Source organism: Winogradskyella sp. SYSU M77433 (assembly GCF_029911945.1).
Taxonomy (GTDB): Bacteria; Bacteroidota; Bacteroidia; order Flavobacteriales; family Flavobacteriaceae; genus Winogradskyella.
In genome coordinates, this window is record NZ_JARYTG010000001.1 from 102,997 (window position 1) to 127,926 (window position 24,930).

The 24,930-nt window shown below is 32.7% G+C and carries 26 protein-coding genes; 14 read left to right on the forward strand and 12 right to left on the reverse strand.

What is annotated here, in order from left to right:
- Positions 1-17: 17 nt before the first annotated feature.
- Positions 18-1,085, reverse strand: a complete 1,068-nt coding sequence (locus QGM60_RS00465) for a branched-chain amino acid aminotransferase (RefSeq protein WP_281138225.1) — start codon at positions 1,083-1,085, stop codon at positions 18-20.
- A 117-nt stretch (positions 1,086-1,202) separates the two neighbouring features.
- Here QGM60_RS00465 and QGM60_RS00470 point away from each other — a divergent pair, with 117 nt between their 5' ends.
- The 4 genes from QGM60_RS00470 to QGM60_RS00485 all read left to right on the forward strand — a co-directional run bounded on the left by QGM60_RS00470 (position 1,203) and on the right by QGM60_RS00485 (position 3,880).
- Entirely contained in the window at positions 1,203-1,712 is a 510-nt protein-coding gene (locus QGM60_RS00470) for a DUF4920 domain-containing protein (protein WP_281138226.1), read from the forward strand.
- A gap of 7 nt (positions 1,713-1,719) precedes the next feature.
- Positions 1,720-2,148 (forward strand): hypothetical protein, encoded by a 429-nt coding sequence (locus QGM60_RS00475; protein ID WP_281138228.1) that lies wholly within the window; start codon positions 1,720-1,722, stop codon positions 2,146-2,148.
- A 1-nt stretch (position 2,149) separates the two neighbouring features.
- The gene (mnmD, locus tag QGM60_RS00480; protein ID WP_281138229.1) at positions 2,150-2,848 is read left to right on the forward strand and encodes a tRNA (5-methylaminomethyl-2-thiouridine)(34)-methyltransferase MnmD; all 699 of its coding nucleotides are present in this window, start codon (positions 2,150-2,152) and stop codon (positions 2,846-2,848) included.
- A gap of 129 nt (positions 2,849-2,977) precedes the next feature.
- On the forward strand, positions 2,978-3,880 hold the full coding sequence (locus QGM60_RS00485; protein ID WP_281138230.1) for a TIGR01777 family oxidoreductase: 903 nt from the start codon (positions 2,978-2,980) through the stop codon (positions 3,878-3,880).
- An 81-nt stretch (positions 3,881-3,961) separates the two neighbouring features.
- Here QGM60_RS00485 and QGM60_RS00490 read toward each other — a convergent pair whose 3' ends face one another.
- A complete protein-coding gene (locus QGM60_RS00490) occupies positions 3,962-6,001 on the reverse strand; it encodes a dihydrofolate reductase (protein WP_281138232.1) in 2,040 nt (679 codons plus the stop codon).
- Positions 6,002-6,100: 99 nt separating this feature from the next.
- Here QGM60_RS00490 and QGM60_RS00495 point away from each other — a divergent pair, with 99 nt between their 5' ends.
- Entirely contained in the window at positions 6,101-7,123 is a 1,023-nt protein-coding gene (locus QGM60_RS00495; protein WP_281138234.1) for a GyrI-like domain-containing protein, read from the forward strand.
- Positions 7,124-7,492, forward strand: a complete 369-nt coding sequence (gene crcB, locus QGM60_RS00500; protein WP_281138235.1) for a fluoride efflux transporter CrcB — start codon at positions 7,124-7,126, stop codon at positions 7,490-7,492.
- Here the strand turns inward: crcB and QGM60_RS00505 are convergent.
- Positions 7,489-8,091, reverse strand: coding sequence for a DUF1684 domain-containing protein (locus QGM60_RS00505; RefSeq protein ID WP_281138236.1), 603 nt, complete (start codon positions 8,089-8,091; stop codon positions 7,489-7,491). The genes crcB and QGM60_RS00505 overlap by 4 nt on opposite strands.
- Before the next feature lie 235 nt (positions 8,092-8,326).
- Here QGM60_RS00505 and QGM60_RS00510 point away from each other — a divergent pair, with 235 nt between their 5' ends.
- A complete protein-coding gene (locus tag QGM60_RS00510) occupies positions 8,327-9,538 on the forward strand; it encodes an MFS transporter (RefSeq protein ID WP_281138238.1) in 1,212 nt (403 codons plus the stop codon).
- A gap of 33 nt (positions 9,539-9,571) precedes the next feature.
- Positions 9,572-10,543 (forward strand): YpdA family putative bacillithiol disulfide reductase, encoded by a 972-nt coding sequence (locus QGM60_RS00515; protein WP_281138239.1) that lies wholly within the window; start codon positions 9,572-9,574, stop codon positions 10,541-10,543.
- A 6-nt stretch (positions 10,544-10,549) separates the two neighbouring features.
- Here the strand turns inward: QGM60_RS00515 and QGM60_RS00520 are convergent, their stop codons facing one another.
- Complete coding sequence (locus tag QGM60_RS00520; protein ID WP_281138240.1) at positions 10,550-10,987, reverse strand: Lrp/AsnC family transcriptional regulator; 438 nt, start codon at positions 10,985-10,987, stop codon at positions 10,550-10,552.
- Between the two features lie 121 nt (positions 10,988-11,108).
- Here QGM60_RS00520 and QGM60_RS00525 point away from each other — a divergent pair, with 121 nt between their 5' ends.
- Positions 11,109-11,504 (forward strand): hypothetical protein, encoded by a 396-nt coding sequence (locus QGM60_RS00525; RefSeq protein ID WP_281138241.1) that lies wholly within the window; start codon positions 11,109-11,111, stop codon positions 11,502-11,504.
- Here the strand turns inward: QGM60_RS00525 and QGM60_RS00530 are convergent.
- The 4 genes from QGM60_RS00530 to QGM60_RS00545 form a co-directional block, all read right to left on the reverse strand.
- Entirely contained in the window at positions 11,501-12,040 is a 540-nt protein-coding gene (locus QGM60_RS00530) for a sigma-70 family RNA polymerase sigma factor (protein WP_281138243.1), read from the reverse strand. The genes QGM60_RS00525 and QGM60_RS00530 overlap by 4 nt on opposite strands.
- A 219-nt stretch (positions 12,041-12,259) precedes the next feature.
- Complete coding sequence (locus QGM60_RS00535) at positions 12,260-12,595, reverse strand: DUF3703 domain-containing protein (RefSeq protein ID WP_281138244.1); 336 nt, start codon at positions 12,593-12,595, stop codon at positions 12,260-12,262.
- Positions 12,596-12,657: 62 nt separating this feature from the next.
- Entirely contained in the window at positions 12,658-13,287 is a 630-nt protein-coding gene (locus tag QGM60_RS00540) for a transglutaminase family protein (RefSeq protein WP_281138245.1), read from the reverse strand.
- 102 nt (positions 13,288-13,389) lie between these two features.
- Complete coding sequence (locus QGM60_RS00545) at positions 13,390-16,830, reverse strand: methylmalonyl-CoA mutase family protein (protein ID WP_281138246.1); 3,441 nt, start codon at positions 16,828-16,830, stop codon at positions 13,390-13,392.
- Positions 16,831-17,033: 203 nt separating this feature from the next.
- Here QGM60_RS00545 and QGM60_RS00550 point away from each other — a divergent pair, with 203 nt between their 5' ends.
- The 4 genes from QGM60_RS00550 (at position 17,034) to QGM60_RS00565 (ending at position 20,711) form a co-directional block, all read left to right on the forward strand.
- A complete protein-coding gene (locus tag QGM60_RS00550; protein ID WP_281138247.1) occupies positions 17,034-18,623 on the forward strand; it encodes a HAMP domain-containing sensor histidine kinase in 1,590 nt (529 codons plus the stop codon).
- Positions 18,616-19,005 (forward strand): response regulator, encoded by a 390-nt coding sequence (locus tag QGM60_RS00555; protein WP_129761587.1) that lies wholly within the window; start codon positions 18,616-18,618, stop codon positions 19,003-19,005. The genes QGM60_RS00550 and QGM60_RS00555 overlap by 8 nt, the downstream gene beginning before the upstream one ends.
- Before the next feature lie 67 nt (positions 19,006-19,072).
- Positions 19,073-19,927 (forward strand): formyltetrahydrofolate deformylase, encoded by an 855-nt coding sequence (gene purU, locus QGM60_RS00560; protein ID WP_281138249.1) that lies wholly within the window; start codon positions 19,073-19,075, stop codon positions 19,925-19,927.
- A 79-nt stretch (positions 19,928-20,006) separates the two neighbouring features.
- On the forward strand, positions 20,007-20,711 hold the full coding sequence (locus tag QGM60_RS00565; protein ID WP_281138250.1) for a DUF4197 domain-containing protein: 705 nt from the start codon (positions 20,007-20,009) through the stop codon (positions 20,709-20,711).
- Between the two features lie 311 nt (positions 20,712-21,022).
- On the opposite strand, the gene QGM60_RS00570 is transcribed toward QGM60_RS00565, so the two are convergent.
- The 4 genes from QGM60_RS00570 to prfA form a co-directional block, all read right to left on the reverse strand.
- Positions 21,023-21,799, reverse strand: coding sequence for a helical backbone metal receptor (locus QGM60_RS00570; RefSeq protein ID WP_348634876.1), 777 nt, complete (start codon positions 21,797-21,799; stop codon positions 21,023-21,025).
- A gap of 11 nt (positions 21,800-21,810) precedes the next feature.
- Complete coding sequence (pyrF, locus tag QGM60_RS00575; protein ID WP_281138252.1) at positions 21,811-22,629, reverse strand: orotidine-5'-phosphate decarboxylase; 819 nt, start codon at positions 22,627-22,629, stop codon at positions 21,811-21,813.
- Positions 22,630-23,304 carry a S26 family signal peptidase gene (locus tag QGM60_RS00580; RefSeq protein ID WP_281138253.1) on the reverse strand — a complete coding sequence of 225 codons (675 nt, stop codon included), beginning with the start codon at positions 23,302-23,304 and terminating at the stop codon, positions 22,630-22,632.
- A gap of 67 nt (positions 23,305-23,371) precedes the next feature.
- Positions 23,372-24,448 carry a peptide chain release factor 1 gene (gene prfA / locus QGM60_RS00585; RefSeq protein WP_281138254.1) on the reverse strand — a complete coding sequence of 359 codons (1,077 nt, stop codon included), beginning with the start codon at positions 24,446-24,448 and terminating at the stop codon, positions 23,372-23,374.
- Positions 24,449-24,560: 112 nt separating this feature from the next.
- Here prfA and QGM60_RS00590 point away from each other — a divergent pair, with 112 nt between their 5' ends.
- Complete coding sequence (locus QGM60_RS00590) at positions 24,561-24,851, forward strand: hypothetical protein (RefSeq protein WP_281138255.1); 291 nt, start codon at positions 24,561-24,563, stop codon at positions 24,849-24,851.
- The last annotated feature ends 79 nt before the right edge of the window (positions 24,852-24,930 follow it).

Here is a 24,930-nt window from a genome sequence, read left to right on the forward strand (position 1 = left end):
TTTTAATTATTTCCATATTACTTCACCTCATATCTCCAACCGTGAATATCCTCAGAGATATTGTTCTGAATATTCAGTAAGGTTTCCTTGAATAATTTTCCGTAAGAGTCTTCAATTTCAGGAACCTCAAACAATTCACCTTGATGTTGAAAAGCAGACACTGGACTTACAACAGCAGCTGTACCAACACCAAAAACTTCTTTTAGGTTACCTTCTCTAGCTGCCGTTTTAATTTCACCAACAGCTATTTGTCTTACCTCACATTCTATATTAAGGTCTTCTGCTAATTGAATGATACTTTTTCTTGTAATACCATCCAAAATTCTATCGCTAGTTGGTGCTGTTACCAATTTGTCATTGATTCTAAAAAAGACATTCATAGTACCAGCTTCCTCAAGATATTTGTGTGTATTGGCATCTGTCCAAATTACTTGCTGAAAGCCTTCTTTCTGAGCTAAGCTTGTTGGGTAGAATTGTCCTGCATAGTTACCTGCTGCTTTAGCAAAACCTATACCTCCATCAGCAGAACGGCTAAACTCTTCAGCAATTAAAACGCGCACTGGCGAATTATAATATGATTTTGCAGGTGAGCATATAATCATAAAACGGTAAGTGCTTGCTGGTGATGCCGATATTGCTGGTTCAGTAGCTATTACAAAAGGTCTTATGTATAAAGAATTTCCAACTCCTGCTTTTATCCATTCGTTATCTAATTTTAAAAGTGTCTCTAAACCTTCAAAGAAATAATCTTCAGGAAATTCTGGCATTGCCAAACGTGCTGCAGATTTATTAATTCTGTCAAAATTCTGTTTTGGTCTAAACAAAAATACTTTTCCGTTCTCATCTTTATAGGCTTTCATACCTTCAAAAACTGCTTGTCCGTAATGAAACACACGTGCAGAAGGTTCAAACGTCATAGCTTGGTAAGGCTTTATTTCAGGATTTTGCCATTTTCCATCTACATAATCGCAGACAAACATATGATCTGTAAAAATTCGACCAAAGTCTAGTTTACTAAAATCAACACTGTTTATTTTTGAAGATTGTATAGTTTCTACGGTAAGTTTGCCTGTTTCAATAGCCATAATTATCAATAATTTAGTCCACAAAAATACGCAATCATTACCGTTAAAAAAAGGCTACAATCTCTTAAATTTATGTAAATTTGTTAATCAATAACTTATTCAAATAAAAACTTAATAATGAAAAAATTAGCTTTATTAGCTATACTTGGTTTAGCTATGTACTCATGCAAAGACGACACAAAAAAAGTTGAAGAAGACGTCGCTGATGTTAAAGAAGTAAAGGAAGAAATTGCTTACGCATCTTTTGGTGATAAAATTAACGATACTGATGCTTTAAGTCCAGATAATATGATGGAAAAATACAAAGGTCTTAAAGCTGGTGACACTATTAATGTTAAAACCACAGGAAAAATTATTGAAGTATGCTCTAAAAAAGGTTGTTGGATGACTTTAGATATGGGTAGTGATGAAGTTATGGTACGATTTAAAGATTACGGTTTCTTTATGCCATTAAATGCTGAAGGCGAAGTTGTAATAAATGGTAAAGCTTTTATTACCGAAACACCTGTTGAAGAATTACAACATTATGCTGAAGACGCAGGAAAATCTAAAGAAGAAATCGCTGCTATTACAGAACCTAAATTAGAATACCGTTTTGAAGCTGATGGAGTTTTACTTAAAGAATAAAAATCTTTTGGCGGTCTTACTTTTCGCTTTCTTAGCTTTTAGCTGTGAAAATGAAGAAAAAAAGACCGAGGAAACAGCTCAAAAAAAAGTTGAATACGATATGTACAAGCCTTCTGAAATGGCAAATTTTATGAATGCTATGTACATATACAATCAACAAATTAGAGATCAAATTATTGCTGGAGAAATACCAAAATCAATGCCTTTGGATTTGATGACGCTTCATTCAGCAGAAATGTCTGATGGAAAAGGTAGAACACCAGTTTGGGACAGCTTTGTAAATGTGTTTATAGAATCTCAGAAAACTATTGCTGATACACTTTCTAATGTAGAGTTAAAACAGCGTTATAATGATGCTATCACAAATTGTTTGAACTGTCACAAAACAGAATGCGTAGGACCGATTCCTAAGATTAAAAAGCTTTTGATTCAATAATTTGAAACGAAAAATAATCACCACATCAGATGGTTCTAAAACCATACAGATAGAAGATTGGAATGAGCAATACCATTCCATTCATGGTGCCATACAAGAAGCAAACCATGTGTTTTTAAAACATGGTTTGCTTTATTTTTCAAAATCTTACCGTCCTGAAATTACTTCAGAATTCAATCCTATAAACATCCTCGAAATAGGTTTTGGCACAGGTCTTAATGCTTTTCTAACTTTAATCGAAGCCGAAAAAACAAATCTAAAAATCAACTATGTTGGTGTTGAAGCTTATCCTGTAAAGAAAGAGGAAATAAATCAGCTCAATTATATTGAACTTATTTCAAAAGAACACGATACTTTTTTTGAAAAAATGCATGCTGCTCCTTGGGAAGAAGAACACTTTATAACATCTAATTTTCAACTAGAAAAACAGAAAAAATTCTTTAAGGACATACAAGCCAAAGATACTTTTGACATCATCTACTTTGATGCTTTTGGAGCACGCGTTCAACCTGAATTATGGACAGAAGCTATTTTCAAGATTATGTTTACAGCACTTAAAAAGAATGGTATTCTAGTCACGTATTCTGCTAAAGGTAGTGTAAGACGTGCTATGCAAGCTGTTGGTTTTACCGTAGAACGACTTCCTGGACCGCCTGGTAAAAGAGAAATGCTGAGAGGAACAAAGCATTCAGTGGAATGAAATGAACTAAATGCTGAGAGCACCGAAGTATTCAACGAAATGAAACTTTAATTCTTGCTAAACGTTAAAGCAAAATTAAAGTTCTTACCTACGCTTTTCACCTTTCGTATCTTTACAAAAAAAGCAATAATGACAGTTTTAATAACAGGTGCAACAGGTTTAATAGGACAAGAAATTGTAAAAATTTGTCATGCCGAAGGTATAACTGTACATTATTTAACGACTTCAAAATCAAAACTAAAATCAGATCCTAATTATAAAGGATTTTATTGGAATCCTGATAATAACGAAATTGACCATAAATGTTTTGAAGGTGTTTCAGCTATTATCAATATGGTTGGTGCAACAATAGCGAAACGCTGGACAGATTCTTATAAAAAAATCATACTAGAAAGTCGAACAAAAACCGCAGCATTACTTCAAGACACTATAGAAAAACATAATTATAGTATAGATCAAGTTGTTTCTGCTAGTGCTATTGGTATTTATCCTTCAAGTTATGTGAATTATTACGAAGAAACTAATACTGAAATCTCGAGTACATTTTTAGGTGATGTAGTAAATGCCTGGGAAGATGCTGTGGATGGATTCAAAACTCCAACATGTAGAGTAGCTAAAATACGAATCGGACTTGTTTTAGCTAGTGATGAAGGCGCTTTACCTAAAATGGTTCAACCTATAAAATTAGGATTGGGAGCTCCCTTAGGAAGCGGTAAACAATGGCAAAGCTGGATTCATGTAAAAGATTTAGCTAATATGTTTGTTTTTGCATTAAAAAACGGACTAGAAGGAATTTACAATGGAGTGGCACCAAACCCGGTTACTAATAGAGATTTAACCAAAATAGCTGCTAAGGTTTTAAAGCGACCATTACTCTTGCCAAATGTTCCAAAATTTACTTTGAAATTAGTTCTTGGTGAAATGCATATTTTACTTTTTGAAAGTCAACGTGTGAGCTCACAGAAAATGGAAATTGAAGGTTTTGATTATACCTATGCCAATTTAAAACCTGCTTTAGAAGATTTACTTTAAAAAAATAATTACCAACATTATAAAAAATAAAAAAGCACTTACAAATTTGTAAGTGCTTTTTTAGTTTGAGTAAAGATTTTATTAATTCACCTCAGGCAAATGACTATACGCTTTACTGTACTCTAACATTTGTTCTGGGAAACCAGCTGGCTGTGTTACTTTAATTGCTGTGATTTCTCCATTATCATCCATTTCTGGAACTAAAACTGGGTTTACAAAACCACTATAAGGAGCAGATTTAAATTGCTTATTACGCTCTAAAACCTCAGCGTGAACATCTTGATCTACCTTAACACCATAACCTTCAACCAAGGCTTCAACGGCAGCATAATCTCCTTCAGACTTAATACGTTGTGTTTCTCTTAATAATTGTCCGAAAAGATCATGTAGTTTTTCGTAATCGTTAATATTGAAATACGTTTTACCGTCTTTGTTTACCTTTTCAATAACGTTATCTGCTTTTCCTTTTTCAAATACCCAAGCAGAAACCCATTGACGGTTTCTCATGTGAGCTTCTTCAACATCATCACCTAGATTCAAACGGATTAACTGTGTCATTAAACCATTTCTGATATAACCATCATAAGCTGCTTTTCCTACCTTTTGCCAATCTTCAACTAAACCTAATTCTTGTAATTTAGGATTGTATAAGTAATATAGACCAACTAAATCTGCACGTCCTTCTTCCAAAGTAGAGGCATAATTTTTCAAAGTTTCTTTGGTCTCACCTACTCCAGGATTTAACTGACCTGATGCATGACCAATAACTTCATGTAATGCTGTATGAAGTTTATCTGCCAATTGTCCGTATTCTTCTTCTAATTGCAACTCCTCTTCATCGTGAACAAATTCTTTTAATCTACCTGTACTACCTGCATTATTATATGCATTAATGATATTTCCAAGTGATACTGACTTACTTCCAACTTCTTTTCTAATCCAGTTGGCATTTGGTAAGTTCACACCAATTGGTGTACTTGGTGATGCATCTCCTGCTTCACCTGCAACAGTAACAACTTTGTAAGTTACACCAACTACATTTTTCTTTTTGTGCTCATCCATTAAAGGTGAATTATCCTCAAACCACTGTGCATTATCCGATAACACCTTCATCTTTTTAGACATATCAAAGTCGTTGATTTGCACAATAGTTTCATAAGAACCTCTATAACCTAAAGGATCGTTGTAGACTTCGATAAAGCTATTTATGTAGTCTACATTACCTTCTGTTGCTGCTGTCCAAGCGACATTGTAATCATCCCAAGTTTGTAAATCACCTGATTTATAATATTCAATTAACAAACCTAAAGCATCACCTTGTGCTTTATTTTCAGCTACACCTTGCGCTTTTTCTAACCACTTTATAATTTCATCAATAGCAGAACCGTAAAGTCCACCAGATTTATAAACACGTTCTTTCAATTCGCCATTTTCTTTTACAAGTTGAGAATTTAAACCGTATGATAATGGCTGCTCAGGGTTTGGTGATTTTTTATTTTTGTAAAAACCAATAACATCTTCATTAGTTACATCTGGACCATAAAAATTTACAGCAGATAAAGCTACATTATCAACACCTTTAGCTTGGTTTACTTTTTTCATGTCCTTATCATTAAAGATCACATCAAAAGCTTCACCATCTAACTTAGTGTTGGTTGCCAAAAGCAACTCATTTAAATAGTCTTTTGAAAATTCTGGTTTCAACTTATCGTTAGAATAATGATGATGAATACCATTACTGAACCAAACACGTTTTAAGTAAACTTCAAAAGCGTTCCAATCATCAGATGATTTATCACCTGAATAGTTAGCATAAACATTCTCTAAAGCTTTACGGATTTTAAGGTTATGTCTGTAGTTTTGATCCCACATAATATCTCTACCAGCTAAACCAGCTTGCGTTAAATAGTAAACTAATTTTTGCTCTTTTAAAGATAGATTGTCCCAGCCAGGAATTTGATAACGTAGAATTTTAATATCTGCAAATTGCTCTACGTTAAAGTCGAACTTTTCATCAGATACTTCAACAGTATCTTGCTCTGTAGGTGCTTTTGAATCGTCCTTGCAAGACCATGCAAACACTGCTACGAAGCAAAACACCACTATAGATTTTAGTTTCATATAAGTTAGTTTTATTTTGTTTTACACAAATGTAATGTTTATATCACATATAATAAATTACTATCTTTGAGAAACAACTAACTAACTCAACATTATTTAATGAAATCCCTAAAGTACATTTTACTACTACTGCTCATCCTTATTATTGGATTTTCCGTCTATGTTGCTGTGCAACCTAATGACTATAAATTCAGTAGAAGTAGGACTATTGAAGCACCTGTAAGTTTGCTTTACAATAAGGTTAACGACTTTAAAGAATGGCCTGAATTTTCCCCTTGGATTGAACAAGAAAAAGATGCTAAACTGACGTATTCTGAAAATACTAGTGGTGAAGGCGCAAGCTATAGTTGGAATGGTGAAATTTTAGGTGAAGGTTCTATGACGACCTTAGATACAGAAAAAAATAAGGCTATCAATCAAAAGATTGAATTTATAAAACCTTTTGAAGCGCAATCTAACATCAACTGGTATTTTGAGCCAACCGAAAAAGGCACCAAAGTAACTTGGGAAATGGAAGGCAAACAGGATTTCATGACAAAACTTTACACCACTTTTGCAGGTTCAATTGAATCTGGAACTGGTCCAGATTTTGAACGTGGTTTATTTAAATTGGATAGTATCACAAATGCTGAAATGAAAGTTTACAGCATAAATATTGATGGTGTAACCCAACATAGTGGTGGCTATTACCTTTACAATACAACATCTTGTAAGTTCAGTGAGTTTGAAACAAAAATGAAGGAAATGATGCCAAAAGTTGGTGCATATGCTATGACAAATAATATCACCATGGCTGGTTCACCTTTTGTACTTTACCATAAATGGGACGAAGAAAATAATGCCGTTATCTTTTCGTGTTGCATACCTACAAACTCTAGAGTTATTACTGAAGATTCAGATATTCTCACAGGAAAACTAGATTCCTTCAATGCGCTTAAGACTACTTTGAAAGGAAATTATGACAACCTTGAGGAAGCTTGGAACAAGTCTATGGAGTATATCAACACCAACAATCTTGTAATGTTAGAAGCTGGACCAATGTTAGAAACTTATGTTACTGATCCGATGAATCATCCTAATCCTGCAGATTGGATTACTGAAATCTATATTGCTGTTGAATAAATGAAACAAATTATTCTCGTTTTTATTGGTGGTGGTTTTGGCAGTGTCCTAAGGTTTATTATTGGGAAATGGCTAAATAGCAATGAAACAGGTATTCCATATGGTACATTTGCCGCCAACATTTTAGGTAGTTTATTAATAGGAATCATACTAGGTTTAGCTGCAAAAAATGATAGCTTATCACAAAATCAAACGTTACTACTTGCAACAGGTTTTTGTGGTGGCTTTACTACATTTTCAACTTTCGCTTATGAAAATCACGTGTTTTTAAAATCAGGCGATTTTATGACTTTCGCGATTTATACTATTGCCAGTTTTATTGTGGGATTTTTAGCTGTGTTCTTAGGAATGTATTTGGTGAAGGCTTAGTGTTTTTCAAACGCCTTTACTCCTGCTTCAACTTCTGTACTTAAATAATTTACCCTTGGTACAATTGGACAAGAATACTTTTCGTTATATGCACAATAAGGGTTATAGGCTTTGTTGAAATCTATTTCTATTTCGTCCCCTTCTGGAATTCGTAAGTCGATATAGCGTCCACCACCATAGGTTGCATCTCCATTAGTATCATCTAAAAATGGTAAGAATAAATAGTCTTCATAACCTTCGGTAGTCATTAAATCTTTACCCTGATACACATTTAGTTGAAACTTTTGTCCTTTCAACTCAAAAGAAAGGATACCAAAAACCCTTTCTTCCGATTCTCTACTTGTGGTCGTTTTCATTTTGAACCATTCCGAGTCTGGTGTTTTTTTTAGAACTGCTTTTACTACATATGTAGAATCAAATTTGAAAAAATCTAATCCTTCAAAAGCCTTCAGATCTTTAGCTTTTAATGGCGATTTTGAAGCATCTTTAAAATCTGAATTCATTTCTTTTTGCCACTCCGTATCACCTTTTGTAGTAGTTTTTTCTTGTGTACATCCTAAACATAAGGCTAAAGTAAAAATGACCAGTAGTTTTTTCATTCTTGATTTTTTTGATTTCCAAAAATACAACATATCAAAATTTATTGTAGTTTTACCGCAAGTAATTAAAAAATAAAATGTTACAAGTCATTAGATATTATAAGCAAACCTGGACAATTTCTTCGGAAATGATTCGGACGTATTATCTATTGTAGCTATTCCTATATACTATTTAACAATATTTAAAAGTCCGACGATACCGTCGGACTTTTTATTTTTATAATAATCAATCAAAATGAAAACATTATTCAAAAATTACTTAAGCACATTTAATGGACTCTCTAGAGAAGTTTGGTGGTTGGCATTAATAACATTTATCAATCGCTCTGGTACAATGGTTATTCCTTTTTTATCCTTATACCTAAAGGATGATTTACAATTCTCATTTGATCAAATTGCATGGATTATGAGTGCCTTTGGTTTAGGCTCTGTAATTGGTACTTGGATTGGCGGAAAACTAACCGATTCCATTGGCTATTATAAAGTAATGGTAAGAAGCTTATTGAGTACTGGTTTTTTATTCATTGCTTTACAGTACCTAAATACATTTACTAGCATTTGTATCGGCATCTTCTTGGTTATGGTTGTTGCTGACACTTTTAGACCTGCAATGTTTGTGGCCATGAGTGTTTATAGCAAACCTGAAAACAAAACACGATCTGTAACTCTAATTCGATTAGCGATAAATTTAGGATTTTCTGCTGGTCCTGCTATAGGTGGTTTTATCATAACAGCTATGGGTTATGGTGGTTTATTTTGGGTTGACGGCATTACCTGTATTCTGGCGACATTACTTTTGATTAAAGTTTTGAACCCTAGAAAAACTAAAGCTATTGATGAAATTACAATCGAAAATCCTGTATCTGTTTACAAAGACAAACCCTTTTGGATTTTCTTTGCAGCCATGACAATTTTCGGAATTATATTCTTACAATATTTTTCTACAATCCCATTATACTATAAGGATATTCATAGTCTTACTGAATTTGAAATTGGTGTGCTTTTAGGACTTAATGGCTTTTTCATTTTCTTACTAGAAATGCCATTGATTAAGTGGTTAGAGAATACAAAATATTCCAAAATTGGTCTCACACTCATTGGGCTTTTTCTAACTATTTTGAGTTTTTATGCGCTTAATATTTCATCTTGGACTGGGATTCTAATTGTAGGTATGCTATTTATGACTATTGGAGAAATGATTGCTTTTCCATTTTCTAATGCATTTGCAATGGACAGAGCAAAAAAAGGAAAGCAAGGCGAGTATTTATCTATGTACGTAATGTCTTTTTCGATTGCTCATATTTTTGGTCATAATGCAGGACTTCGCCTAGTGGATAGCTTTGGATATACAAATACTTGGTACATAATGATTGCTTTAGGAGCCTTAGGTATTTTACTTTTATATTATTTGAAACGTGTACTAATATCTAAGAATGAATTAGCATAATTCTTACCTAAAACCCGTAATTTTGCCTTCAATATGAAAGACGAAAATTTAGACATCATAATTATTGGCGCAGGACCTATAGGAATTGCCTGCGCCTTAGAATGTAAAAAACGAAATTGGAATTATTTGGTTATTGAAAAAGGAGCCTTAACAAACTCTTTGTTTAATTATCCTTTAAATATGACATTTTTTTCAACCTCTGAAAAACTTGAAATTGATGCTATTCCATTTATAAGTAATAATCCGAAACCAACTCGAAATGAAGCTTTGGAATATTACAGAAGAGTAACAACATCAAATGAATTACACATTAATTTATATGAAGAAGTAAAATCAATTTCTAAGGATAATGGTAGTTTTGAAATCACGACAAACAAAAACAATTTCAAAGCTAAAAAAGTCATTATTGCTACTGGTTTTTATGACATACCTAATTTATTGAATGTTCCTGGTGAGGATTTACCTAAAGTGCTACATTATTACAAGGAAGCGCATCCGTTTACTTTACAAGATATAGCAGTTGTTGGCGCCAGCAATTCGTCTGTGGATGCCGCTTTAGAAATATACCGAAAAGGTGGAAACGTCACCATGATTGTTAGAGGTGATGCCATCGGAGAACGAGTAAAGTATTGGGTTAGACCAGATATTATCAATCGAATTGAAGAAGGCAGTATAAAAGCCTATTTTAATTCTGAAATCACAAATATTGAATCGCATCAAATAACAATACAAACACCTGAAGGTAAAAAAATCTTACCTAATGATTATGTTGTAGCATTGACTGGCTATCAACCTAATTTTAAGTTTTTAGATAGTGCTGGAATTGAATTTTCAAAGGACGACAAACATATTCCTGTTTATAATGATAAAACCATGGAGTCTAACGTAGAAGGCTTATATCTGGCTGGTGTAATTTGTGGAGGTATGGAAACCCACAAATGGTTTATTGAGAATTCTAGAATTCACGCAAAGCTTATTGCTGAACATATTGAAAATTCAATTTAAGACTAATTATTTCAAAGGCTTTATTTCACTCTGTTTCACTACTCTAGAAAGTACAATATGTGTTTTTGTTTCACCATAAATAATGAGTTGATCAATAAAAGATTCAAGATGTTTATGATTTTTTAGCACAACTTCCATTACAAAATTTTCGTTACCAGTAATCCTATAACAATTGATAACTTCATCATAAGTTTTTACTTTTTCAAGAAAAGGTTTTAGCATTCCCATAAAAGCACGCATTGTAATTAAAGCCTTAATTTGATAACCGACTTCAAAAGGAGATACAAAAGCAGAATACCCTTGAATTATTTCCGCATCCTCCATCTTCTTAATACGCTCACTAACAGCTGGTGAGCTAATTCCAACACGTCTTCCGATCTCAGCATTAGACATACGAGCATTAGCTTGTAAACACTTTAAAATCTTCCAGTTTAGATTATCCATAGGTTTTTAAGGTAAAAACGAATTATTATTTTAATAATTAAATCAAATATAAGAAATCACCTTAATATCTAAAGTAAAATATCATTTCTACGCTGTAATTTCGTAATAATTGCTATTGAATATGAACTATAACCTCCCATCTCACCTATCTGATTTGCCTATATATAGAAAGGCATTGGATATTATTACCCTATCTCGAAGTATTTCGACTTATCTAAACCATGATTTATCTTACTTAAATCCTGATGGTTCAGAAGATAACAACATATATTTTTCGGGAGATATAGTACAGCAATCTACGAACTTGGCACCAGAGATTATTAATGCCGAACGTGAACGTTACTCTGATAAAAAACACAAACATTTAGAAAGTTTAGATCGCTTAACAACCAGACTATACAGCAATTGTAGACGTCTAGAACGTTCAAATAGCAACGGAAGAGATTATTTACCAATTCTTAGAGGTGAATTAAGAAAATTCAGAAAGTTACAACGTAATTGGATGATGACGCTCTAATTACAAACCTTGCAATCATCTCTATCCTGAATTTCTCCAACTAAATGGCCGTCTTCATTCATTTTATAACCGCAACAATCCATAAAACCTTGTGCAATCTGTTTTTTAGCACGTTGTATTTGAGACTTTACAGTTGGTAATGGTAAATTCAATCGTTCTGCAACCTCCTTTTGTTTTAAACCCATAATATCCGATAGAAAAATAGGCTCTCGATACTTTTTAGGCAAGTTTACAAGAATACCTCTCAGGCAATCCTTCTCGGTATGTTCATGATTTATAGTGGTATCTTCGGCTTCAAAGTCATTTAACTCTAAAACAGATTTAGAAGCTTTAAAGTGATCTAGAATGGTGTAACGCGCTACTGAAAATAGCCAAGACTTTAATTTATCCTCATTTTTTAAAGTATGTAATTTGGTATGTACCTTAATAAAGGTGTCTTGTAATATATCGTCAGTTATGGATTCATCTTTAGTTTTACTAAAAATAAAACGTCTTATATCATCCGAATAGGTATCCCAAGCTAATTTCGTATTCATAATTAAAGATAAAAAAATCAGCTTAAGTTACAGAACCTAAGCTGATTGATTTTTTTAACAATTACAGTTTATACATGTACAGTTTTCACAAGTACAATCTGTACACTTTCCATTATTACATGGTTCACAATTGCAAGTACATTCTTTATCGTTTTTCATAATTATAAGTTTTTAATATTCACTTAATAGACGATAGAAACACAAAAAAGATGCATGAAACTAAAAATATTTCTGAAGTTCTTTTCTTATCGGCATTCGCTTTACTGCTGATACATTAGATCCTCCCGTATTTCCAACCGGAACCCATATCAATGTAAATAAAACTGATGCTATAATTCTGAAAAGTTGACCTAGTACATCTTTGAAATTTTGTTTTTTGACACCTAAAATTAAAAGCCAAATGTGAGAGACGGTATGCCTATACAAATGTTTTTGACCTAATATATGAGCGTTCTCAAAATAATAGAATGCTTTTGAAAAGCGATGTTCTCTTAATGCTTTTTTCCCTAGTTTTAAATAATTGTAGAATGCCTTTTTTAGAATAGATTTTTCCATAACTAACTTACTTTATCAGTAGACGCTGTTAGTTATGAAAAGATGCAAATTTGTATAAAAAATTAAAGCTTAAATTCTTTTATAGACTCATCAATATCAAAAATATGAGGATAATGTTCCTTAATATTCTGCTTCATAAACTCTAAAGGCACATCTTCAAAAAAGCCATAATCAGCCGTATATTCCATGAATTGATTTCCTTCACTATTATAGGCTTGTAAAAACGAATCGCTTACACCATCAAAGTCTAAAACATCAACATTAAACTTTTTACAAAGTTCTTTATTGAAAGCTGGTGACAATTTCAACCATTTATCATTCAACCTAACATTGACCATACCATGTGGTGTCAACTCATTCGATCCGAATTTTTCAGTCAATCGTTCTACAGCAATATGATTTTTCACTTTACCTAAATGAAGTCTTGCTGGCAAGCCAACAGCTCTGTATACAGCTACCAACAACACAGACTTCTCTACACAATTTCCACTAGAACGTTTCGCTATGTGACTAGCTTTATAATTTGAAGCCTCTAAACTGATTGTGTACGGATCGTAACGCCAATCGTCCCTAACTTTTTCGTATAAAGAAATCGCCTTCTCTTTATCGGATAAGGTTTTATAGGCTTTTACTAAATCTTGAATTGATTTAGATTCATAGTCTATGTATGATGTTGCTTTTAGGTATGTCATTCTTTGTTATTAATTTTAACAAATAACTTTTTAAGACCCTTCGACCACGCTCAAGGTAAGCGATTTGCACGCTTTTTGAAACATCAAAAAGCGGCTCTCTGCTTACATATTTCGTCTATACTGTCCACCAACTTCAAATAATGCTGAAGTAATTTGTCCTAAACTACATACTTTACAAACATCCATTAAGGCTTCAAAAATATTTTCGTTGTTAATGGCTTTTTGCTGAAGTGCTTTTAATAAGCTTTCAGTATCATTTCCTTTGTGTAGATTTTCTAATGTTTTAATCTGATTTTGCTTCTCTTCTTCTGTTGCTCTAATCACTTCCGCAGGAATTACGGTTGGCGATCCTTTACTACTTAAGAAGGTATTTACACCGATTATTGGGAAATCTCCGTTATGCTTCAACGTTTCATAATACAAACTTTCTTCCTGAATTTTGCTACGTTGATACATAGTTTCCATTGCACCTAAAACGCCACCACGTTCTGTAATACGGTCAAATTCTGCTAAAACTGCTTCTTCAACTAAATCGGTTAATTCTTCTATAATGAAAGAACCTTGTAACGGATTTTCATTCTTTGCTAATCCTAATTCTTTGTTGATGATTAACTGAATTGCCATAGCACGACGTACAGATTCTTCTGTTGGTGTTGTAATCGCTTCGTCATACGCATTAGTATGTAACGAGTTACAGTTATCATAAATCGCATAAAGCGCTTGTAATGTGGTACGAATGTCGTTAAAATCAATTTCTTGCGCGTGTAAACTACGACCAGACGTTTGGATATGATATTTTAACATCTGCGCTCTAGCATTGGCGTCATATTTATTTTTTAAAGCTTTTGCCCAAATACGTCTTGCTACACGACCAATTACGGCGTATTCTGGATCGATTCCGTTTGAGAAAAAGAATGATAAGTTTGGTCCAAACTTATTAATATCCATACCGCGACTTAAATAATATTCTACGTAAGTGAAACCATTAGATAACGTCAACGCTAACTGTGTAATTGGGTTAGCGCCAGCTTCTGCAATATGGTAACCAGAAATAGATACCGAATAGAAATTACGCACGTTATTGTCAATAAAATACTCTTGTACATCACCCATTAAACGTAAGGCAAACTCTGTTGAAAATATACACGTATTTTGAGCTTGATCTTCTTTTAAAATATCTGCTTGTACTGTACCTCTTACTTGCGCAATGGTTTTGGTTTTAATATCGTTATAAACTGCTTCTGGTAACACTTGATCACCAGTAACACCTAACAACATCAACCCTAGACCGTCGTTTCCTTTTGGTAAATCTCCGTGGTATTTTGGTCGTTCTACACCTTTTTCTTTGTAGATGGTTTCTATTTTACCTTCAACTTCTTTTTCAAGACCATTTTCTTTGATGTAAATCTCACACTGTTGGTCTATAGCTGCATTCATAAAAAAGCCTAACAACATTGGCGCAGGACCATTAATAGTCATACTTACCGATGTTTTTACATCTGCTAAATTAAATCCTGAATAGAGTTTTTTAGCATCGTCTAAACAGCAAATGCTTACACCTGCATTACCTATTTTTCCGTAGATATCAGGACGTAAATCTGGATCACTTCCGTATAACGTTACACTATCAAAAGCTGTAGATAAACGCTTTGCTGGCATACCATCACTTACATAATGAAAACGCTTGTTGGTACGTTCTGGTCCGCCTTCGCCAGCAAACATACGTGCAGGATCTTCACCTTTTCTTTTAAAAGGATATAAACCTGAAGTATATGGGAATTCTCCTGGTACATTTTCTTGCAACGTCCATTTTAAAATATCGCCCCAAGCTTGATACTTTGGCAACGCGACTTTTGGAATTTGTAGATGTGAAAGCGACTCGGTATGCGTTTCTATTTTTATTTCTTTATCTCGAACTTTAAAGCTATAAATTGGCGCTTTGTATTTATTTACTTTGTCTTCCCAACCTGTGATGACTTCCCAATTGTATGGATCTAAGTTTAGTTTTACACGGTCAAATTCTGCAATAAGCATTTTGATGAAATCTTTTTTGTCATCCTGAACTTGATTCAGGATCTCATCAAAATTTAACCCATTTTTATCTAAAAGAGATTTCTCACTTTCGTTCGAAATGACAGCTACAGAACATATAGTTTTAAAAATTCCATATAATTTTTGAGCGACTTCAACTTGAACTGCCGCAGTACTATCATAAGCACGGTTATTTTCGGCAATTTCTGATAAGTAACGTGTACGATTTGGTGGAATGACGAATACTTTTTCGCTCATTTCATCAGTAATTTCAAAAGTTGAATTTAAATCAGTTTCTGTTTTTTCAACTAATTTATCCATTACTGTTTTGTACAGCGTATTCATTCCTGGATCGTTAAACTGCGATGCGATAGTACCAAAAACAGGTAATTTGTCTTGCGGAATATCCCAAAGATTATTGTTTCGCATGTATTGTTTACGTACATCTCTAAGAGCATCTTTTGCACCTCTTTTATCAAACTTATTGATAGCTACTAAGTCTGCAAAGTCAAGCATATCAATCTTTTCAAGCTGAGTTGCCGCACCAAATTCTGGCGTCATCACGTAAAGTGAAACATCAGAATGTTCTATAATTTCGGTATCGGATTGTCCTATACCAGACGTTTCTAAAATGATTAAATCGTATTCGGCAGCCTTTAAAACCTCAACCGCTTCATTAACATATTTTGATAATGCTAAGTTAGATTGACGTGTTGCCAAACTACGCATATACACGCGAGGTGAGTTAATAGCATTCATACGAATACGGTCACCTAACAATGCTCCACCAGTTTTTCGTTTTGATGGATCTACAGAAATTAAACCAATGGTTTTTTCTGGAAAATCGATTAAAAAACGTCTAACAAGCTCGTCTACCAAACTCGATTTTCCTGCGCCACCAGTACCGGTAATTCCTAAAACTGGTGTTTTTGACGTTTTATTTTTATTATGAATTTGATCTAAAGTGTCTTTTGCTACTTCTGGAAAATTTTCAGCTGAAGATATAACACGTGCTAAATCTTTTGGGTTTTTCTTAGCTAAATCTTCAACTTTTACCTCTAGCTTATCTCCTATTGCAAAGTCAGATTGTTGCACTAAATCATTAATCATGCCTTGTAAACCAAGCTCGCGACCATCATCTGGCGAGTAGATACGAGTAATACCGTAATCCATTAATTCTTTAATTTCAGCAGGAAGAATTACTCCGCCGCCACCGCCAAAAATTTTGATATGACCTGCGCCTTTTTCATTTAAAAGGTCGTACATGTATTTAAAATACTCGTTATGCCCACCTTGATACGACGTTAATGCGATTGCATTTACATCTTCTTGAATAGCTGTATTTACAACTTCTTCTACACTACGGTCATGACCTAAATGAATAACCTCTACGCCTGTAGCTTGTATAATACGGCGCATGATATTTATGGATGCATCGTGCCCATCAAAAAGTGATGCTGCGGTTACGATACGTACTTTATGTTTTGGTTTGTATGGTGCGATTTGTTCCATTCGTAAAAATCTATCTTTTTAAGAGCTGCAATTTACGGATAATTCAAAAAAATTGCGATTTATAAAAGGATTTTTCAATATCTAAGAAAGACTTATCCCTAATTATTTGTCTATGCTAGTTAATTTATTTAAATTGAAATTAATTTAAATAGACTTTCTTGTGTGTAAAGTCTTTTTTTTCAGACAATTAAAACATTAGCCCTATGCAAAATCTTGTAAGAAAAAACTTAAGTGTCAGTCTATTTTTTTCCTATAAGTTAACTGCTATAGTAACCATTCTTGTCTCTGTAATTAACATTACTTTTTGGCTCACTAGTGATTTTCATAATGTTTTTTCAGGTTATACTATAAATCCTAGCGCAACAATGAAAGTCATAACTAGTATTAGTTTCCTATTACTAGGTTTTGTTTATTTCCTTAAAAATAAGACTTTAATTCAGGTTCTAATACTTTCTGGTTTACTGATTCAAACTACACAACTTTGTTTAATAAGTTTTGGAATAGTTGACCCTATTGCATGGAGACTTAGCTCCATAATAACAATAATACTCTTTGTTTTAACCTATCTAGCCTTATATTTTATAAAAGTAAAGAGACTAAAGGTTGTGTTTTTATTGCTAAACGGATCATTATATATTTTATCTTCTTTTGCTGTTTTTTATTATTTATTGGACATGGAAGAACTCAATACCATACCTGGTTTTGAAACATTAAGCTGGAATACAGCTATGTTATTCTTTATGAATTCCATATCACTTTTTGAATTAAAATTAATTAAACGTATAAGCCCTATAAAGTTAGATCAAATAACGTCTAGGCGCACTCATCCTTATAATTATTTTCCATACTTCTTTTTAATACCTATACTACTTATAATACTAACTTCTGTATTAGCCTACAACAAGATTATTACCGTAGTACAGGCTGCGTTCTTTATTATTTTATTCTTGAATACCTCTTCATTTATAAATATGTTTTTTTACTCTTATAACTTTATCATATTCTATATAGAGATTACCAAAAAGTCATCTGAATTAAGAAGCAAAAACAGAAAGTTAAACACCATGAATACTGAGCTTGTAGAGCTCAATCAAAAACTAAAGAAAAAAAATGCGTATCTAGAAGATTTTGCTACAATTACTTCTCATAATTTAAGAGAACCTATTATAGCTTTAGAAGAACTCCAAAAAGTATCGGAACAAATAACTTCAGACGAAAGTTTCACTAACGAAGAAGTACAAACTATGTTCAACACTTCTATCCAAAGACTTAATCAAGGTATAAACTCTTTGGTGCAATATCACAATTTTATTAAAAATGAAGATTTAATTGATGATCAAAAGATATCCTTAAAAGCTGGTATAGAATATATTTATTCCAATTTAGAAAAATCCATACCCAAAAATACATCCTTAACTATTTCTATTAAAGACGATCTTATTTTATCTAAAAATTGTATCGATACGGTGTTTAGGAATTTATTGAGCAATTCCTTTAAATACAAGCGAGAGAATGTTGATTTAAAAATCACAATTTCAGCCTACAAAGTAAATAACACATACAATATTCTATACAAGGACAACGGATCTGGTATTAACTTAATTTTCTTCAAAAAACATTTATTTAGAAAACGAAAAAGGTTTCATAAAAGAAGTCATAACTCAAATGGCTATGGACTTTACTTTACAGAGCTTTGTATTAAAAAGCTAAACGGTAAAATGGATATATTTAGCACACCTGGCAAAGGCACTGCTTTTAGAATTAAAATAAAACTTCCCCATTCATATGAATAAAACAGCAATCATTGATGACAACATGATTTTTAGGAAAGTGACAAAGGTGCTCTTACTAAAAACAGGTATTAAAGAAGAAAATATTCTACTATTTGATAATGGGAAAGAAATGTTTGATTTTATGGAAAATCAATCGGAAGACATTCATTTTCTACCTGAAATAATTTTTTTAGACCTAAACATGCCTGTAATGGACGGATGGGATTTTTTGAGCGCTCTTAAAGCTTTTAGACAAAAATACAATTACAATCCTAAAATCTACATTTTAACTTCATCGGTTGATGATAAGGACTATCAAGAAGTGATTAAAATTACATCTGTTGAAGATTATCTTATAAAACCTATAGATCAAAATACCCTAACAAAAATCTATCACAAATAATTTTTCTTAAAAACTACCCTAACTCCCTATTTTATTTAACTTTATCTATTGAACCAACACTGTTTTCATGGATAAAATAACATTATTGATCCACTGTAAGGACCAACCGAATATTATCGCCTCAGTTTCTAATTTTATAGCTAATAATAAAGGAAATATCGTTTATTTAGATCAGCATGTAGATAGAGAACAAGACATCTTTTTTATGCGTTTGGAATGTGAATTTTCTTCAAGTTCATTCTCTTTAGAAGATTTTAAAATGGATTTCAAAAATGGTCTTGTAAAAACATTCCATCTAAAGTGGAGAATTTACTCTTCAGAAAAGAAACCAAAAATGGCTGTTTTTGTTTCTAAATATGACCATTGTTTATATGACATTTTAGGAAGATATAATTCTGGTGAATTAAATTTAGAAATCCCTTTTCTTCTCAGCAACCATAAGGATTTAAAACCGATTGCCGATAATTTTAAAATTCCGTTTTACCATGTTCCTGTAACTAGAAATAACAAAACAGAAGCTGAAAAGAAACAACTAGAATTATTAGAATCTCATGATGTAGACTTTGTTGTTTTAGCCAGATACATGCAAATTGTGTCTAGCACAATTATTGATAAGTATCCTAATAAAATTATTAATATTCATCATTCATTCTTACCTGCTTTTGTTGGCGCAAAACCATACCATTCAGCCTTTAAACGTGGTGTAAAAATTATAGGTGCAACAAGTCATTACATTACAGAAGAATTAGATGCTGGTCCAATTATCGCGCAAGATGTTGCTCACATATCCCACACCTACACTATAAACGATCTAATAGCAAAAGGGCGTGATTTAGAAAAAATAGTACTTTCTAATGCTATAAAACTTCACGCTAATAGAAAGGTAATGGTTTTCAATAATAAGACTGTTATTTTTTCTTGATGCAGATTTTTAGCGTTTTAAAACTATACTTGTTTAATCAATTGAGTTATCTTTGATTACTCAAAAATCATTATATATCATGAAGAAAATATTCTTACTACTTACTGTTTTCTCACTTATTTCTTGTGCTGAATTGCAAGATGTTGTTAACCAATTACCACAATCTGGTGGAGTTTTAAGTAATGCTGATATTGCATCTGGACTGAGACAAGCTTTAGATCTTGGTATAGACAAACAAGTTACAAAACTGACACAAACCGATGGCTTTTATAAAAATGAACTCGTAAAAATCTTGCTTCCTGAAGAACTTCAAAAAGTAGACAAAGGACTTCGTGATATAGGGCTTGGTAATCTTGCTGACGAAGGTTTAAAAGTATTAAATAGAGCTGCCGAAGATGCTGTAAAAGAAGCTACCCCTATTTTTGTTAACGCTGTTAAAGGTATCACTTTTGATGATGCAAAAAATATCCTGCTAGGTGAGGATAACGCAGCAACTCAATATTTAACCTCTAAAACGCAAACCGAACTTTACGACAAATTCCATCCTGTTATAAATAATTCTTTTGCTAAAGTTGGTGCAGATCAAATTTGGTCTAACCTTATTAATAAATATAACGCTATACCTTTTACAAATGACGTTAATCCAGACTTAACGGATTATGTAACCCAAGAAGCTTTAAGTGGCGTATACACTATGATTGCTGTTGAAGAAAAGGAAATTAGAACTAAAGTTTCGTCAAGAACCACAGACTTATTAAAGAAAGTTTTTGCGCTTCAAGATTAAGAACAGCTCTCTTTTTACAATATAAAAAAGCAAAATCTATTAAGGTTTTGCTTTTATTTTTTAAAGTCCGTCTTACTTAATAAATAAATTTACAGACAATAACAAAACAACACTAAGCTGCTGTCTCATAACTTATTACTTAGAGGGCTATTAAACTACATTTAATTATATCCTAATATTAACATAACATTAGTCACGTAGAAAGTCAGCATCTTTGCAGTGCAAAAGATTAAGTTAGTAAATAGTCTTACACAAGATTAAGAAACAGTTAGTTAGTTAGAAGTCGGTATTGTAGTTAGTACCGACTTTTTTTATGCAAATAACCTACTAAAATATTTGTAAGATTCTAGCAAGCGACTTCCGTACCAAGAAAATAGTTCACCATCAACAATTACAACCTCTTTATCTGGAAAAATTAATTTTAATTCCTTTATATGTTTTTCTTTGAATGGATAAGGTTCGCTTGAAAGTAATATAACTTCAGCCTCTTTTAATTTTGGATTATCTAATTTGATTTCAGGATAGCGTTTTTCACCTTTAAAAACATTTTCGAAACCAGCATCATTAATCATACAATTAATAAATGTTTCTGAAGCTACCGCCATCCAAGGTTTCTTCCAAATAAAATAAGCGACTTTTCGTTTTTCTCTATTCTGAATTATAGCACGAAAGTCTAATCTTTCCTTTTTGATATTTTCAATCAAATCCAAAGCACGATCTTCTACTTCAAAAATTTCACCGTACATTTTAATAAGCTCAAAACAATCTTCTAGATTATTGACATCACTAATATGAATCGGAGCAACTTTATTTAAGCTTTCAATTATTTCAGGTGTATTTTCTTCCTTATTACAAAGAATGATATCTGGTTGAAGTGTCTTGATTTTGTCGACATGAATCTGTTTAGTTCCGCCAACAATAGTTTTGGACTTAAGAATATGATTAGGATGAACGCAAAACTTAGTAATACCAACTACGGAATTCTCTAAACCTAAATGCACCAATAATTCTGTTTGAGAAGGTACTAACGATACAATTCGTATAGGTTTTTGTTTTAAATCAACGCTTCGATGTAATTGATCTAACACAACCAAAACTATTATAAAAGCTTTAATTCATCTTTCATCTGAAGCTGTAATTCTTCTGCTTTTTTTGCAACTGCTTCGGCAAAGTCGTCGTTTTGTGACGCGTAGATAATTCCTCTAGAAGAATTTATTAGTAATCCTACATTATCATTCATACCATATTTACATACATCTTGAAGATTTCCACCTTGAGCACCAACTCCAGGCACTAATAAAAAACTATCTGGAATTATTTTACGAATGTCAGCTAAAAATTCGGCTTTTGTAGCACCAACTACATACATTAAATTTTGAGCATTTTCCCAAGTTTTTGAAGTTTCCAAAACTTGCTTATACAACTCTACTCCATCAACTGTTTTAGTTTGAAAATCAAACGCTCCTTGGTTAGAAGTCAAAGCCAAAAGAATGGTGTGCTTATCTTTAAACGCTAAAAATGGTTCTACAGAATCCTTACCCATATATGGAGCAACTGTAACACTGTCAAAACCTAGATCTTCAAAAAAAGCTTTGGCGTACATAGAACTGGTATTACCAATATCTCCACGTTTTGCATCTGCTATAGTGTAAATTTCTGGATGATTTTCATTAAGATATTTAATGGTTTTCTCTAGTGCTTTCCATCCTTTTAAACCGTAAGCCTCATAAAATGCTGTGTTTGGTTTGTACGCCACACAAAGGTGATGTGTTGCATCAATTATAGCTTTATTAAAAGCAAATATTGGATCTTCCTCTTGCAATAAATGTTGAGGAATTTTATTTAAATCTACGTCTAATCCTATACACAGAAAGGATTGCTTTTTTTTGATTTGAGTGATTAGTTGGTTTGTTGTCATCTAAAAGTTAATTAAAACAGTGCCTATAATATTATTTTCATCAACGAAACCTCTATATCTAGAATCTATAGAGTTATCTCTGCTATCCCCTGAGAAAAAATACTTTTCTTCAGGAAGAATGATTGGTCCAAAATTATTAGTTGTCCAATCAGAATTCTCATTAAAAATCTCATTGGATAACATTGACCTTTCTTTATCATAATTTCTATCTAATTGTATAGGTAAATCATCAACAAAAGAATCATCTAAGAAAGCAATAATAGAATCAGAATAATAATATTTATAGAAATCCTCATCTTCAATTTTCCCTCTGATATAAGCATTGAAAACTTTTGGTGAAATTTTATAAGCAAATCTTAAATTAATATCTTTATCTATATTAACGCCATTTACAAAGTAATTTCCATTTACACATTTCAAAGTATCACCAGGTACAGCAATTAATCTTTTTACAATTGTCCAACCTTCTAAACTATCTGAAAATTTAAAGTAAGCAAAATCTAATGGCCTAGGCTTTTTTAAGCTTGATCCAAGAAACCTAGATCCAACTTTTAGATTTGGTTCATTTGATGTTGATGGGACTTGAAAAGCCATCAAAACTCCGGACCATTTCAATAGCATATAAACTATTATGAAAGCCAAGAGAACAATAAATACAATTTTCTTTGTTTTCATATACTAAATTCCTGCTTTCTCACAGGAACGAAAAATAAAAAAGCCTCAAAAAAGAGGCTTCAAAATTTTAAATTACATCGTCGCTAGCTTTTAACAACTCCGTGTTTTCTGCTAACATCAATTCGTCTATTATTTTCTGAATATCACCATTAATGATATTGGATAAATCGTAAAGTGTTAAACCAATTCTATGATCAGTTACACGTCCTTGAGGATAGTTATAGGTTCTAATCTTAGCACTTCTATCACCAGAGCTCACCATACTTTTACGCTTCTCAGAATCTGCTTGACGTTGCTTTTCAAGCTCTAAATCGTATAAACGTGTACGTAAAACTTTTAAAGCTTTCTCTAAGTTTTTGTGCGATGATTTTTGATCTTGACAACTCACAATCATACCTGTTGGTTCGTGGTGAAGCTTAATTGCAGAATAGGTCGTGTTTACCGATTGTCCACCTGGTCCTGTAGATGTGGTACGCTCTATACGTACTTCTGTCATGTCTAATTCAAAATCAATATCTTCTGCTTCTGGCAAAACCATAACTGTTGCAGCACTGGTATGCACACGCCCTTGAGTTTCTGTTTGCGGTACACGTTGTACACGGTGTACACCAGCTTCAAACTTTAGTGTTCCGTAAACATCTTCACCTGAAACTTCAAAAATGATTTCTTTGAAACCACCTGATGTTCCTTCACTCTGACTTACAACATCTACACTCCAGCCTTTGTCACTGCAATATTTAGAATACATACGGTATAAATCACCAGCAAAAATACTAGCTTCATCACCACCTGTTCCTGCACGCACCTCAACAACTACATTTTTAGCATCGTCTGGATCTTTAGGAATAAGCATGAAACGGATATCTTCTTCAACTTTTGGAAGTTCTTCTTTAGCTTCCTCTAGTTGCATTTTTGCCATTTCTACCATTTCTGCATCAGAACCATCCGCTATGATTTCTTCTGCTTCAGAAATATTATCTAAAAGTTCTTTATAAACTTCACCTTTATCAACAATCTGTTTAAGATCCTTGTATTCCTTATTAAGTTTAATATAACGTTGTTGATCTGAAATAATATCTGGCTGAATAATCAGGTCGTTTACCTCATCAAAACGTTGTTTTACTATCTGTATTTTCTCTAACATCGTTCTTCAAAAAATTGGAAGTCAAAAGTACAATTTTTTATGGATTTTATAAGAATTGTATTTTATTCTAAATTCAGAAAATATTTTTTGCGGTCTAAGCGTTTTAGATAGTATGCTAAGGCAGGTTTCCTCTATACTAAACTACTATAAACCGCTCGCTTCCTGGTCATTTTTAGTGACTATTGGCATTACGGTAATTAATCCAGAATTGATATTGGCGCTATGCACCAAATTATTTCTAACAGGTTTGTTATGGTTAATGCTTTCTGACCGAAAGTTGAGAAGACGCTTAAACTTCTATAGAATAAGCGGTGTATCTGATTTAAAATTCTTCGGGACATTATTTTTAATAGATAGTATTATCACCGGAACATTTATAACCTTAATAAAAGGCTTTATTTAATTACCCTTAAACTTTAAAGACCAGACATAAAAAAAGCTACGGGAATTAATCCGTAGCTTTTCATATTTTAGACTTAAAA